Origin of the sequence: Arabiibacter massiliensis (genome assembly GCF_902386925.1) — a bacterium.
Lineage (GTDB): Bacteria > Actinomycetota > Coriobacteriia > Coriobacteriales > Eggerthellaceae > Arabiibacter > Arabiibacter massiliensis.
This window is the reverse complement of the sequence record NZ_LR698996.1, coordinates 2,546,444-2,559,972: the sequence shown is the minus strand read 5'-3', so window position 1 is coordinate 2,559,972 and position 13,529 is coordinate 2,546,444. Positions and strand designations below refer to the sequence as shown.

15 protein-coding genes are annotated in these 13,529 nt (G+C 66.7%); 4 read left to right on the top strand and 11 right to left on the bottom strand.

Going from position 1 to position 13,529, the window contains the following annotated elements; all coding sequences use genetic code 11:
- Positions 1–167 precede the first annotated feature (167 nt).
- The gene (locus FX134_RS10860) at positions 168–440 is read right to left on the bottom strand and encodes a homocitrate synthase (RefSeq protein WP_080801655.1); all 273 of its coding nucleotides are present in this window, start codon (positions 438–440) and stop codon (positions 168–170) included.
- A 188-nt stretch (positions 441–628) separates the two neighbouring features.
- On the opposite strand from FX134_RS10860, the gene FX134_RS10855 reads away from it, so the two are divergent.
- Positions 629–1,675 (top strand): ABC transporter permease, encoded by a 1,047-nt coding sequence (locus tag FX134_RS10855; RefSeq protein ID WP_080801652.1) that lies wholly within the window; start codon positions 629–631, stop codon positions 1,673–1,675.
- A gap of 114 nt (positions 1,676–1,789) precedes the next feature.
- Positions 1,790–2,866 carry a M24 family metallopeptidase gene (locus tag FX134_RS10850; RefSeq protein ID WP_080801649.1) on the top strand — a complete coding sequence of 359 codons (1,077 nt, stop codon included), beginning with the start codon at positions 1,790–1,792 and terminating at the stop codon, positions 2,864–2,866.
- Between the two features lie 41 nt (positions 2,867–2,907).
- Here FX134_RS10850 and FX134_RS10845 read toward each other — a convergent pair whose 3' ends face one another.
- The 10 genes from FX134_RS10845 to FX134_RS10805 all read right to left on the bottom strand — a co-directional run bounded on the left by FX134_RS10845 (position 2,908) and on the right by FX134_RS10805 (position 12,462).
- Positions 2,908–3,429 (bottom strand): 4Fe-4S dicluster domain-containing protein, encoded by a 522-nt coding sequence (locus FX134_RS10845; RefSeq protein ID WP_080801646.1) that lies wholly within the window; start codon positions 3,427–3,429, stop codon positions 2,908–2,910.
- Positions 3,429–4,052, bottom strand: coding sequence for a 4Fe-4S dicluster domain-containing protein (locus tag FX134_RS10840; RefSeq protein WP_080801643.1), 624 nt, complete (start codon positions 4,050–4,052; stop codon positions 3,429–3,431). The genes FX134_RS10845 and FX134_RS10840 overlap by 1 nt, the downstream gene beginning before the upstream one ends.
- Positions 4,049–6,442 carry a formate dehydrogenase subunit alpha gene (gene fdhF / locus FX134_RS10835; RefSeq protein ID WP_080801639.1) on the bottom strand — a complete coding sequence of 798 codons (2,394 nt, stop codon included), beginning with the start codon at positions 6,440–6,442 and terminating at the stop codon, positions 4,049–4,051. The genes FX134_RS10840 and fdhF overlap by 4 nt, the downstream gene beginning before the upstream one ends.
- 4 nt (positions 6,443–6,446) lie before the next feature.
- Complete coding sequence (locus tag FX134_RS10830; RefSeq protein WP_143412185.1) at positions 6,447–7,100, bottom strand: 4Fe-4S dicluster domain-containing protein; 654 nt, start codon at positions 7,098–7,100, stop codon at positions 6,447–6,449.
- A gap of 2 nt (positions 7,101–7,102) precedes the next feature.
- Positions 7,103–7,972 carry a bifunctional 5,10-methylenetetrahydrofolate dehydrogenase/5,10-methenyltetrahydrofolate cyclohydrolase gene (locus FX134_RS10825; protein WP_080801634.1) on the bottom strand — a complete coding sequence of 290 codons (870 nt, stop codon included), beginning with the start codon at positions 7,970–7,972 and terminating at the stop codon, positions 7,103–7,105.
- Positions 7,973–7,997: 25 nt separating this feature from the next.
- On the bottom strand, positions 7,998–8,612 hold the full coding sequence (locus FX134_RS10820) for a cyclodeaminase/cyclohydrolase family protein (RefSeq protein ID WP_080801631.1): 615 nt from the start codon (positions 8,610–8,612) through the stop codon (positions 7,998–8,000).
- A 224-nt stretch (positions 8,613–8,836) separates the two neighbouring features.
- Entirely contained in the window at positions 8,837–9,046 is a 210-nt protein-coding gene (locus FX134_RS14830; RefSeq protein WP_232050923.1) for a hypothetical protein, read from the bottom strand.
- Complete coding sequence (locus tag FX134_RS14825; RefSeq protein WP_232050922.1) at positions 9,036–9,302, bottom strand: hypothetical protein; 267 nt, start codon at positions 9,300–9,302, stop codon at positions 9,036–9,038. Before FX134_RS14825 ends, FX134_RS14830 begins: the two co-directional genes overlap by 11 nt.
- A gap of 78 nt (positions 9,303–9,380) precedes the next feature.
- Positions 9,381–10,625, bottom strand: a complete 1,245-nt coding sequence (locus FX134_RS10810) for an ATP-binding protein (RefSeq protein WP_232050921.1) — start codon at positions 10,623–10,625, stop codon at positions 9,381–9,383.
- Positions 10,626–10,773: 148 nt separating this feature from the next.
- Positions 10,774–12,462, bottom strand: coding sequence for a formate--tetrahydrofolate ligase (locus FX134_RS10805; protein ID WP_080804008.1), 1,689 nt, complete (start codon positions 12,460–12,462; stop codon positions 10,774–10,776).
- A gap of 217 nt (positions 12,463–12,679) precedes the next feature.
- Here FX134_RS10805 and FX134_RS14690 point away from each other — a divergent pair, with 217 nt between their 5' ends.
- Positions 12,680–13,039, top strand: coding sequence for a hypothetical protein (locus FX134_RS14690; RefSeq protein ID WP_080801626.1), 360 nt, complete (start codon positions 12,680–12,682; stop codon positions 13,037–13,039).
- Entirely contained in the window at positions 13,036–13,521 is a 486-nt protein-coding gene (locus FX134_RS10795) for a type II toxin-antitoxin system VapC family toxin (protein ID WP_080801623.1), read from the top strand. Before FX134_RS14690 ends, FX134_RS10795 begins: the two co-directional genes overlap by 4 nt.
- Positions 13,522–13,529: the final 8 nt, after the last annotated feature.

Sequence of the window (13,529 nt, the reverse complement as noted above, 5' to 3'; positions counted from 1 at the left end):
TCTTCCCGAATTTCCCCGTATCTGACGCCCCTCTGGCGAACGAACGCGAGCGTCGGAACGCGTTAAACCAAGATTGGCAGAGCGCTGGATGGGATCCTTCGACTCCGCTCCCTTCGGTCGCTGCGCTCGGATGGCAAAGCGCACATTGACCTGCGGGAGATCAGAGGCTACTTGCCGCCGAACAGGCCGCCCAGCTTGCCCAGGATGTCGCCGTCGCTCAAGAAGTCGCCGACGACCTCCATGACCTTGTCCATGTTGAGGCCCTCGCCCTCGAGCATGGGCTCGACGGCGGCCACCACGTCCTTGATCTCCTCGTCGTTCAGATCGAGTCCCGTGGCGTTCTTGATGGCGGCGCTCGGATCCACGCCGAACGACTTCAGCTGCGACGGATCCTCCGCCGCCGACTTCATGAGCTGGCTCACGATCTCCTGCACGTCCATTTCGCGCTCCTCATCCCCGCGCGCTCGGCACTATCCTTCAACTAAAGGTTGATCAGGGCCGATCGCTTCCTCATACCGTCCCGCGTACCTTATCATATCGATGTGTTTTTCACCGAGCATCCTTCAGAAGGATCCGCACGGGTCAAAGGATGGTTGAAACGTCGGCAATAGAAGGGGACGATGCGTTCATGACGACGGACAAGCAGGCTGGCGAGCACGACGACAAGAAGCGTCCGGCCGCGAAGAGCCACGCGAAGAAGGCCGCCGAGCCGAAGGCGGCCGCCGAGCCGAAGAAGGCCGAGGAGAAGGCCGAGGAGAAGCCGGCCGAAGAGGAGCCGAAGCCGGCTCCCGAGAAGAAGGAGCCGAAGGAGCGCCACTTCGTCGACGCGAAAACCGGCAAGACCATCGAACACGCGAAGCAGGGCGGCACGGGTGCGGCCACCAAGGCCGTGCGCGAGGAGATGCACGCGGAGCGCAAGGGCAACGCGCTGCCGTTCCGCATCGGGGCAATCGTGCTGTGGGTGCTGGGCATCGTGGCCGAGGTGTTCGCCATCCTCACCATCAACGGCACGCTGTATCTGCCGAAGTTCCCGGCGATGACCTGGGGCATCATCTTTCTGGTCATCGACTTGATCGTGGTCGTGATAGGCTCGCAGCTGTGGAAGCGCGCCAACCACATCAACCCGGCGTCCAAGGAGAACAAGCTGGCGTACTGGGTGCAGACCGACCTGGGCATCATCGTCGCGGTGATCGCGTTCGCGCCGGTGATCATCCTCATGCTGTCGAATAAGAACCTGGACAAGAAGACGAAGCAGGTATGCTCCATCGTGGCCGGCATCGCGCTGGTCGTGGCGGTGGGCAGCGGCATCGACTACCACCCCACCACGCAGGAGGACAAGGACGCGGCCGAGGCGGGCGCCGCGGTGCTCTCCGACGACGGCCTGGCGTACTGGACGCCGTTCGGCGAGGTGTACCACTTCAATCCCGATTGCCAGTACATCAAGAACTCCGGCACCATCTACTCGGGCACCATCCAGGACGCGCTTGAGGCCGGGCGCAACCGCGCCTGCTCCGGCTGCGCGGTTGAGGACGGCACCGACGTGCTGGCGAACGCCGACCCCGCCGCCGTGGAGGCTGCGGTCGAGAACGTGGTGAGCGTGATCGAAGGCGGCGCCGGCGGCGAGGACGGCACGGAGGCCGAGGACCAGCAGGAGGAGCTGCCCAAGGCTGCGTGATCGTTCGTCCGCATCCGTTCGCAGCAGTGGAGGGCCGGCGCAGACGCGTCGGCCCTCTTGCGTTGCGCGAGTGGTATCATCGCTGCGAACAATCGATCACGACAGGAGAAGCATATGTTCGAAGAGCGTCTTGAAACCGTCATGGACAACCTGGCCGCGCGAGGGCTCTCGCAGATGCTCGTGTGCGACCCGCGCTCCATCCAGTACCTCGTCGGCGCTTACGTGGAACCGGGCGAGCGCTTCCTGGGCCTGGTGCTTCGCGCGGGCGAGCAGCCGACGCTCGTGCTGAACGAGCTGTTCGCGGTGCCGGCCGACCTGCTCTGCCGCGTTGCGTCGTACCGGGACGGCGGCGACCCCCTGGCGCTCGTCGCCGACGCGCTCGATGCCGCTGCGGCGCTCGGCTGCGACAAGAACCTGGCCGCGCGCTTTCTGCTGCCGCTCATGGAGCGCGACGCGGCGAGCGGCTTCCAGCTGGCGTCCGAGGCCGTCGACGACGCGCGCGCCCACAAGGACGACGCCGAGCGCGCCGCCATGCGCGCCGCCTCGGCCACGAACGACGCGGCTATGGCGCGCTTCCGCGAGCTGGTGCGCGAGGGCGTGACCGAGGCCGAGGTGGCCGGCCAGCTGGAGGGCATCTACCGCGAGCTGGGCGCGCAGGGGCATTCGTTCTCCCCCATCGTGAGCTTCGGGGCGAACGCGGCCGACCCGCACCACGAGCCCGACGGCACGCGCCTGGCCCCCGGCGACGTGGTGCTGTTCGACGTGGGCTGCCGCCAGGACGAATACTGCGCCGACATGACGCGCACCTTCGTCTTCGGCGAGCCCACCGAGCGCCAGCGCGAGGTGCACGACGCGGTGCGGCGCGCCAACGAGGCGGCCCGAGCGCTGGTGGCCCCCGGCGTGCGCTTCTGCGACCTGGACCGCGCCGCGCGCGAGGTCATCGAAGAGGCCGGCTACGGCGCGTACTTCACGCACCGGCTGGGGCACCAGATAGGCCTGGACGTGCACGAGCCCGGCGACGTGTCCGCCGTGCACGACGCGCCGGTGGAACCCGGCATGTGCTTCTCCATCGAGCCCGGCATCTACCTCCCCGGCGAGTTCGGCGTCCGCATCGAGGATTTGGTGCTCGTCACCGAAGACGGCTGCGAAGTGCTCAACAGCTACCCCCGCGAGATCGAGGTTCTGGCGTAGCTGAAAATGTCCCAAATGGGGACAGTCCCCATTTGGGACATTTATGCCAATCGTCTCATCCCGGCGCGACGGCCGGCGGCTTTGGCGTCGTGGAGGCGCTTGCAGTCGGGGCAGATGCCGGTGAGGGCCAGGGCGCGGGCGGCGTCGGCGTGCTCATCCTGCTCGAGCAGGGCGTTCGCGAATGCTATCTCCTTGTTCGTAGCGTAGTAGCGCCCGCACGATTCGCACTCGGCCAGCGTGAACAGGCAGCGTTTGGGCAGCTCGGGCTCGTCGGCGAAGTCGGCCCCTTCGATGACGTCCATGGCCCCCGTGGGGCACACGGGCACGCAGCGGCCGCAGTGCGTGCAGTCGAACAGGTCGAGCGTCCACACGAGCAGCCCCTCGTCCTCGTCGATGAAGATGCGGATGGCGTTCGCGTCGCACGCAGCCGCGCAGGCGGCGCACGCGATGCAGGCGGAGAAGTCGTGGCGCGGCTTGCCCTCCACCACGCTCGAGACGCGCCGCGCCCCCGCCGCGCGGTCGCGGGCGGAGATGGGATTCGACGTGCGAGGCTTCACGGCCATCAGCGATCGACCTCCTCGAACAGATCGAACATGCCAGCGAAGGCGTCGTCGGGCAGGTCGGCGCGCATGGCGGCATCGGCCCGCACGGCGGCCTCGATGCGGCGGCTCTTCCCCAGCGCCTCGAGCATGTCCTCGTCCACGAGCTCGAGTGCCTTGGTCGGGCAAGCCTGCACGCAGCGCGGGCCGTCGGGCGACTTCGCGCACAGGTCGCACACCACCACGCTCGTGTACGCGCCCGTCTCCTTCTGGCGCAGAAGCCCCGATGAGCGCGCCGACGACGCGCGGCTGTACGGCGCGGCCTTCACGTGCGCGGTGGACGGCGCGGAAGGATAGATGGCGCCGAACGGGCACGCGAGCGCGCACAGGAGGCAGCCCGTGCAACGGCCCTCGTCCACTTGCAGACGGTCGCGCTCCTGGTAGATGGCCCCTTCCGGGCACACCGACAGGCAGGGCGAGCCCTCGCACTGATGGCAGGTGACCGCAGCCGACACCTCGCGCGTCTTCACGAGCGAGATGCGCGCTGCCGGGCGCAGCGCGCGCTTGCGGTGCGCCTCGCTGCACGTCACGCGGCACGCTCCGCAGCCGATGCAGCGCGCGGGATCGGACACGACGAAGCGGTTCATACGAGCGTCTCCTCCTCGCCGTTGGCGTAGAGGGCGCGGCCGGCGATCTCGGCCTCGTGGGGGGCGAAGGCGATGGCGGGGGCGGAGGCTGGGGCGTTGTCGGCTGACGCCGCGGGGGATCCTTCGACTGCGCTCACTTCGTTCGCTCCGCTCAGGATGACAGAGGGGGCGCTGCCTTCGCCGCCTTCGCTCAGGATGACAGGAGGCTCGGGCTCGGGCGGGTTTTGGCGGTCGGCTTCGGCGGCGAGTTCGGCCTTCAAGGCGGCGTAGCGTTCCACCAGGTAGTCCTCTGCCCAGCGCTGGTCGGCGATTGCCTCCACCTCGCAGGCGCTGTACTTGTCCTCGGGCGTGCCCGACTCGCCGTCCACGGCGTGCAGCGTGAGCTCGTTGCATTTGCCGATCCACCACTGGTAGGTCATGTACACCACGCCGTCGTTCACGCGGTCGTCCACCTCCGCGCGCGCGAGCACCTTGCCGCGGCGCGAGCGCACCCACACGAGTTCCTCCTGGTCGATGCCGCGCGCGTCCGCGTCGTCGGGGCTGATGCTCACGTAGCCCGGCTCGTCGGCCAGCACGGCCAGCGCCTTGCAGTTGCCGGTCATCGAGCGACACGAGTAGTGCCCCACCTCGCGCACCGTGCACAGCACGAGCGGGAACGCGTCGTCGGGCTTCTCGGTGGGGGGACGCCAATGCGCCGCCATCAGGCGTCCCTTGCCGTCAGGCGTGGTGAACGCCCCGCCGACGAACAGCTCGGGCGTGCCGCGGTCCTCGGGATCGTCGGCCGCCTCGGCGAAGATGGGCCACTGTGCCCAGCCCGTGCCCGCCATCTTCTCGTAGGTTGCGCCGGCGAACTGCGGGCATAGCGCGCGCACCTCGTCCCAGATCTCGCGCGTGCTCTCGTAGCGCATCGGGTAGCCCATGCGCGTCGAGAGGCCGGCGAAGATCTCCCAGTCGTGGCGGCACTCCCCCTTCGGCGGCAGCGCGGCCGTCGTTAGCTGGAACGAGCGGTCCGACGCGGTGTACACGGCGTCGTGCTCGGCCCACGACGTGGCAGGCAGCACCACGTCGGCGAGCGCCGTGGTCTGCGTCATGAAGATGTCCTGGCTGATCAGCAGGTCGAGGTTCTCCAGCGTGCGCCGCATCTGCGCCGTGTCGGGCTCCGTTTGCAGCGGATCCTCGCCGAAGTTGTAGAACGCGCGAATCCTGCCCTCCTCCACCGCGTGCGGCAGGTCGGTGAGCTTCCAGCCGGGTTTGAGCGACAGCTTCTCCTCGGGAATGCCCCAGGCGGCGGCGAACTTCGCGCGCACGGCGGGGTCGTCCACGCGCTGGTAGCCGGGATAGAGGCTCGGCCACATGCCCATGTCGCAGCTGCCCTGCACGTTGTTCTGCCCGCGCACGGGCGCAAGGCCGCTTCGGGGACGGCCGATGTGCCCGGTGATCAGCGCCAACGCCGCGATGGCGCGCACCGTCTGCACGCCCTGCGCGTGCTGGGTGACGCCCATACCCCAGCCCACCACCGCCGTCTCGGCCGTGGCGTAGCGGCGCGCAGCCTGGCGGATGAGCTCGGCGGGAAGCCCGGTCACGTCTTCCACGTCCTCGGGCGCGTAGTCCTGCACGACGTCCCACCAGTCGTCGAAGCCCTCGGTGCGCTCGTCGATGAAGTCGAAGTCGGCCAGCTCCTCATCGATGATGGTGTAGGCCAGCGCGTTCACGAGCGCGAGGTTCGAACCGTTCCGCAGCGGCAGGTAGAGGTCGGCGATGCGGGCGCTCTCGATGATGCGCGGGTCGCACACGATGAGCTGGGCGCCGCGCTCCTTCGCGCGCACGATGCGGCGCGCCACGATGGGGTGGCTCGCCGCCGGGTTGTAGCCGATGAGCAGGATGCAGTCCGTCTCCTCGAGCGTCGGGATGCTCACGCTCATCGCGCCCGAGCCCACGCACTCCATGAGGCCGATGACGCTGGCCGCGTGGCAGGTGCGCGCGCAGTTGTCGATGTTGTTCGTTCCCAGGCAGGCGCGCGTGAACTTCTGCATGACGAAGTTGGCCTCGTTGCCCGCGCCGCGCGAGGAGCCGGTGAGCATGACGGCCTCGGGGCCGCTCTCCTCGATGATGGCGCGCAGGCGGCTGGCCGTGAAGTCGAGCGCCTCATCCCAGGTCACGCGCTCAAGCGGCGCGCCCTTGGTGCGGCGGATCATCGGATGGTAGATGCGCGGCGTGAGGATTTTCGTGTCGTTGACGAAGTCGTAGCCGTAGAGGCCCTTGAGGCACAGCTCGCCCTCGTTCGTGACGCCGGGCAGGCCTTCCACGTCGATGACCCGGCCGTTCTCCACCATCAGGTTCATCTTGCAGCCGGCGCCGCAGTACGGGCACACCGCCATATGCTTCTCCATGAGGCTACTCCCCCTCGTCCAGGTCTGCGTTGAGCTTCATGCGGGCGAACGACGCCGTGGCGCGAGCGGCCGCCTTGCGCTTGCTCTGCCGCGCGCGCTCCATGAACTGCGCGTCTATCAGGCGCAGCGCGTCGGTCGGACACGCCTTCGCGCACGCCGGGCCGCCGGAGCATCCGATGCACAGGTCGCACTTGACCACCGTCGACCGCGTGCGCTTGCGCTTCTTCGCCCGAGCCCGCGCCCGCGCGCCCTTGGCGGCCTTGTCGTCTTTGGCCGCCGTCTCGGCTGCGGCCGCCTCCTCGGGCGAGGGCTCCGGTTCGGGCGGCAGCTTCTCGGTCACTATCTCCACGGCGCCGTAGGGGCAGGCCAGCACGCAGTTGCGGCAGCCGATGCACTTCTCGGGATGCACGCCCACGTGCTCGTCGTCGCTGAACAGGCAGCCCGTGGGGCACGCGTCCACGCACGGGGCCTCGGCGCAGTGGTGGCACCCGACGGGCGCCGAGATGGTGCGCGTCGTGACCAGCGTGAGGCGCGGCACGGCCACGTCGCCGGGCACGTCGTGGCGCATGAGGCAGGCCGCCATGCATGTCTTGCAGCCGATGCAGACGGACGGATCGGCGATGATGAACTTCCTGCCGGCGGGCGTTGCAGCGCGCAAGCTTACCGCCCTCCCGCGCTTGCTGCGAGCGCGGCCTCGGCGGCGGCCACGGTGTGGGCCATCGTGATGCTGGTGGTCACCGTGCCCAGGCCGCGCGGCACGGGCGTGACGGCGTCCAACACCGGCTCGGCCGCCTCAAAATCCACGTCGCCGCAGAGGTTCCCCTCGGCGTCGAAGTTGATGCCCACGTCGAGCACCGTCTGCCCGGGGCGGAAGAACTCCGCGCCGAACATGCGGGCGCGCCCGGTGGCGCAGATCACGACGTCGGCCTCGCGCACGACGTCCGCCAGGTTCTCGGTCCTGCTGTGACAGAGCGTCACGGTGGCGTTGCGGCGCAGCAGCATCATGGACACGGGCTTGCCCACCACCAGGCTGCGGCCGACCACGGCCACGCGCTTGCCCTCGAGCGGCACCTCGTAGTGCTCCAGCAGCTCGAGGCACGCGGCGGCTGTCGAGGGCGGGAAGCCCGTGGTGCCGTCGGTGAACACCGAGGCCAGCGAGGCGAGCGTGATGCCGTCGATGTCCTTCTCGGGAGCCAAAAGCTCGCAGGCGCGCGCCTCGTCGATGTGCGCGGGCAGCGGGCGGAACAGCAGGCAACCGTGGATGGAGGCGTCGGCGTTCACCTCGCGCAATGCCTCTTCGAGGGCCTCCTGCGGGGCATCCTCGGGCAGGACGAACGGGCGCACGGCGATGCCAAGCGATTCGGCGCGTTTCTGGGCGGTGCGCTCGTAGGATAGGTCGTCGGGGCGCTCGCCCATGCGCACGATGGCGAGCGCGGGCACGATGCCGGCGCGCCCGAGCGCCTCGATGCGCGGCGCGAGCTCCTGCGCCAGGCGGTCGACGACGGGCTTTCCGGTGAGGAGGGTGGCCATGGGGGTGATTCGCTCCTTCGGGAGTTTACGAGACGGATGTTTTCACGAAGTCGAACAGCTCGTCGCAGCGCTCGCGCGTGCGCGCGGCCAGCGACTCGGTCTCGCCGCGGTAGCGCGCGGCCTGGGCCGCGTCGTCCATGGAGGCGGCGTTGATGAAGATATTGAGGCTCGCACCATCGGAAGCGGCCCGGGCGAAGGCGGCTGCCACGCCCGCGTCGGAGCGCGCCATCTTGGAGCCGTGATGGGCCAGGTAGTCGGCCTCGTCCACCACCTCGGCCACGACGCGCATGATGGCGAGGGGAATGTCGCTCGCGCCGATGAGCGCCTGCTGGAGCGCCGCGTTCTTGACGGCCTGCTCCTCCGGCGTGGCCTTGGGCAGGCGGTAGGCGGCGGCCAGGGGCTCGAACGCGCGGGCGTCTTCGTCCACGAGCGCGATGAGGCGGGAGCGCAGCGCGTCGAGACGATCGAGCGAGGCGCGCACCTCGTCCTCCACATCGGCGTAGGTCTTCTTGCCCACCGTGAGGTTGCCCACCATGGAGGCGAGCGCCGCGGCGAGCGCGCCCGCATAGGCCGAGGCCCCGCCGCCGCCCGGCGTGGGCGCCGCGCTGGCCAGCTCGTCGATGAATGAGGTGTCGTACATGGCGCCTCCCTTTGCGCGAGCGTCAAGTGTGATCGGGATGGCCGGCCGCCGCGGACATGCCGCGCGCCGGCATTCCGTATGATAGCCCACCGCCCGCAATAACCCCATACGCCCCGCGAAACATGCACGAACCCTCGACGTGCGGCCGGAGCGCCGCCGTTCCCCGATCTTCGCCCCAAAACAACGCCTCGTGCGCTGAGGCGTGCTCTTGGGGCGAAAATGCGTCAAAAGACCGGGATGTCGCCTTGGTACGCGCAGGCCTTCTCCACGAGCGGGCCTTTGGCTCCCATAGTGAAGGCGATGTCGCTGCTGCGGATGCACAACAGCACATCGCCCGGCACGATACCGAGAAAGGCCAGCATGTCTTTCGTCAGGGTGATCTTCCCGTCCTCGGACATATCGGTCCAGTAATAGGAGCGGCCCTTATACTTCAAGAACCGCCCACACGCGGATGCGTAATCGCGCAGCTCGGGAACCTCTGCCAGGATGTGGCCGAGCTTGGACGGCTCCAGCAACCCTCGACGCGTCACGCAGAAGCCGCATGCTCTTGCTTCCGGTGAAGAGGTACACCTTGCCTTCGTCGGCGATGCGGTACTCGTCCGCCGCCTGAGGAGGAATGCGCACCGTGCCGTCCTCGCGCACGATGGATGTTCCGAACACGAACTTCCCGCCCTTGCTGATCTGCGGCATGTCGCACCCCTCCTCGCCTTAGCGTGTCTTTCGCTCGATGATCAGCCCTTGGCGCATGCGAAGCAGGGCCGCAAGCCCCTACTCCGCCGCCCCATCCCGCAGCCAGTCGACTACGTTCACGATGCGAATGCCCTCCTCGGTCGTTCCCACGCGCAAGCGGTCGGACGTGAGGACGATACGCGGGAAGGCGTCTTCGAGCGAGCGAAGGGGCTCGAGCTCGCGCTCGTATGTCGCAGGATCAGCCAGCGAGTCGACCACTTGGATGTAGCGTCGCATGTCGCGCTTCTGGGCGACGAAATCCACCTCGCCCCGCTCAAGCGCGCCAACCGACACTTTGAACCCGCGCCTGAGCAGCTCCAAATACACGACGTTCTCCAGCTGAAAGCCCACGTCCCGACCCGAGAATCCCCCGGGAAGGTTGCGCAGGCCCGTGTCGACAGGGTAGAACTTCCTCAACGGCCGGAGCAGCTGCTTGCCCTGCACGCCCACTTGAGGAGCACCATGCAGGATGAGGGCCTGCTCCAGCGCGTGCAGGTATCCATCGATCGTCTCGTAGGACGCCTTCATGCCCGCGCTTTTCAAGTAATTCATGATGCTTTTGACGGAGAACAGGTTGCCGGACGTCGAGAACACATAGGCGACCAGCCGCTCGAGCAGAGCGTAATCGCGAATCTGATACCGCTGCGCCACGTCGTTCACGATGACGGAGTTGAATATGCCGGCGAGCTCGCGTGCGATGTCTTCCTCGCGAGGCTCTTTGAGCGCGAAGAGGCTGGGCATCCCCCCGTAGCGCAGATACTCGGCGAACAGGGCGTCCGCGTTGCCGCTCGCCTTTTCTCGAAGCCTCGAGGAGAACTCAGCATATTCGCAGAACGACAGCGGGTACACGGGTATCTCCACCGAGCGCCCGGCAAGCAGCGTCGCGAGATCGGAGGATAACAGGTAAGCGTTCGACCCGGTCAGGTACACATCTACTCCGGATCGCGTTTGGAGACCCCGCACAACCCGCTCCCACTCAGGCACCATCTGGACCTCGTCAAGAACGACGTAGAACATGTGGGAAGAATCGGACGCTGCGAGCTCGACCGCGATTTCCGCCTGAAGGTCTTCCGCAGTCGGGTTGAGCGGCAATCCGAACTCGTCGAAGCGCTTGCGAAACACGTTCGACTCCGGAACACCTTGGTCGCGCAGATCCTCGATGAACAGGTCGAGCAATGTGGATTTGCCGCAGCGGCGCACGCCCGTGAGAACTTTGACGAACTCCGTATCGCGATATCGTTCAAGCAACTGCTGATAATACGGCCTCGGCACACGGTTGTTCATGCCAGCTCCTTCCATTTAGTCGATTATACTCTATGATATAGCTAATTTCAAGAGTATCGTAGAGTATAATCGACTAAATGTTACCGTCGCTCACGGGCGGCCGCAGCATGTCGGGTGGTTCCGGCGGTCGGCAGACCGCCGGAACATGTTAGAACAATCCCGAAATCTTGCCATCCTCGTCGACGTCGATCTTGAACGCGGCCGGGGTCTTGCCGAGGCCGGGCATCGTCATGATGGAGCCCGTGAGTGCCACCACGAAGCCGGCGCCGGCCGACACCTTCACCTGGCGCACGGTCACGGTGAAACCGCGCGGAGCGCCGAGCTTGGCAGCGTCGTCGCTGAAGGAATACTGCGTCTTGGCCATGCACACCGGCATACCGCCGAAGCCGAGCGCCTCAAGCTGCGCGAGCTCCTTCTTCGCGGCGGGCTCGAACGTCACACCGTCGGCATGGTAGATGCGCTTCGCGATGGCCTCGATCTTCTCGGCGAGCGAAAGGTCATCCTCATAGGAGAACGCGAACGTCGCGGCGCTGCGGCCATCGGCGTCGCCCGCCGCACACAGGCGCGCCACCTCGGTGGCCAGCGCCTGGCCGCCCTCGCCGCCCTTGGCCCACACCTCGGACAGCGCCACGTTCACGCCCAGCTCGCGGCACTTGGCCTCCACCAGGTCGAGCTCGGCCTTCGTGTCGGTGGGAAACGCGTTGATGGCCACCACGCACGGCAGCCGGTACACCTGCGTGATGTTCTCCACGTGCTGCAACAGGTTCGGCAGACCGGCCTCCAGCGCCTCGAGGTTCTCCTCGTTGAGGTCGGCCTTCGCCACGCCGCCGTGGTTCTTCAAAGCGCGCACCGTGGCCACCACCACCACCGCGTCGGGCTTCAGGCCCGCCAGGCGGCACTTGATGTCGAGGAACTTCTCCGCGCCCAGGTCGGCGCCGAAGCCGGCCTCGGTCACGCAGTAGTCGCCGAGCGCCATGGCCATGCGCGTGGCCATGATGGAGTTGCAGCCGTGCGCGATGTTGGCGAAGGGACCGCCGTGCACGAACGCCGGCGTTCCTTCGAGCGTCTGCACGAGGTTCGGCTTCAGGGCGTCCTTCAAAAGGGCCGTCATGGCGCCTTCGGCATGCAGGTCGTGCGCCGTGACCGGCTTGTCGTCGAAGGTGTAGCCCACCACAATGCGTCCCAAGCGCTCCTTCAAGTCGGTAATGCTCGTGGCCAGGCAGAAGATGGCCATGACCTCGGAGGCCACCGTGATGTCGAAGCCGTCCTCGCGCGGCACGCCGTGGGCCTTGCCGCCCAGGCCGTCCACGATGTTGCGCAGCTGGCGGTCGTTCATGTCCACCACGCGCTTCCACGTGATCTTGCGTACGTCGATGCCCAGCTCGTTGCCGTTCTGGATGTGCGCGTCCAGCAGGGCCGCCAGTAGGTTGTTGGCCGCGCCGATGGCGTGGAAGTCGCCCGTGAAGTGCAGGTTGATGTCCTCCATGGGGATGACCTGGGCGTACCCGCCGCCGGCCGCGCCGCCCTTGATGCCGAACACGGGGCCGAGCGACGGCTCGCGCAGGGCCACGACCACGTTCTTGCCCTGCTTCGCTAGCGCGTCGGCCAGGCCCACCGTGGTGGTGGTCTTGCCCTCGCCGGCGGGCGTGGGGTTGATGGCCGTGACCAGGATGAGCTTGCCCGGCGTGTGCTCTACGTCCTTGAGCAGGTTGTAGTCCACCTTCGCCTTGTTCGTGCCGTACATCTCCAGGTACTTCTGCGGCACGCCCGCCTTCTCGGCGATGGCGCTGATCGGCTGCGGTTCGGTCGCTTGGGCAATTTCAATGTCGCTCAACACGTCGGGCCCTCCCTTTTCCTCGTCGGTACGCTTTCCCTGCATTCTACTGGTTTCACGCCCCTTGACCACCTCTTTTCCCCCAAGGGCCATCAAATCCCACCAATCGGAATCACCGGAGCTTGATAGCAAGTAATCCCATATAATGCTATACTGATATCATCGCATTAAAGCAGTTCGGCGGCAAACGGATGCCGGGGGAGTAGAAGAGGGGGCTGCCATGACAATGACGCAGTTCAATACTCGCATCGATTCGGTTATGAAGGAGCGCGGCGATGCTGTTTTGAAGCAGGCCGGGTACTCGCCTTCGCATGCCGTTCGCGCACTCTGGACGTTCGCCGCATCGCATGCACACGAGCCGAGCGCGGTCAGGGAGTTCCTTGAGAAGGCCGAAGACACCCGGGATTCCTCGCAGTCGGCTATCGCCAGGAAACTCGAGGTGCTGGAGCACAGCCTGAACCTGCACTCACAACTACAATCCGAACTGGGCTTTTGCACAGATGCCGAAATAACGCTCGACGACCGGCAGCTCCGAGGAGAAGCCCTGTTCTCGCGCTGGGAAGAGCGGGGGCTGCTATGATCACCGCATCTACGAGACTGCTTCTGGACTCGAACGTATGGCTTGACCTTTTCGCAAGCGACCGGCCGGGAAGGGACGATGCCGTAGAGCTTGTCACGCTTGCAACGAGCCAGCAAACGACGTTGCTTTTTGCAGCCTCATCGATAAAGGATGTCTATTACCTGCTCAATGAACGGGAGAAGCGAAAGATCCGAGCGAAGAACGTAGAGGTTACGGCAGGCGTCGCCGCAGCCATCAACGAGTATGCATGGGGCTGCGTGCGCGCTATGGAGGAATTGGCGACTGTCGTCCCCATCGACCAGGCGGATCTTTGGATTGCCGCGAAATACCGCGCCGTACACAACGACTTCGAGGACAACCTTGTGCTTGCCGCCATGGAGCGCTCGAAAGCGGACTACCTCGTTACCAGCGACGAGGTGCTTCTGAGCAAGTCGCCCGTAGCCGCCCTCGCGCCTCACGACGCAGTAGCCCTGATGGCGTAAAGCAACAG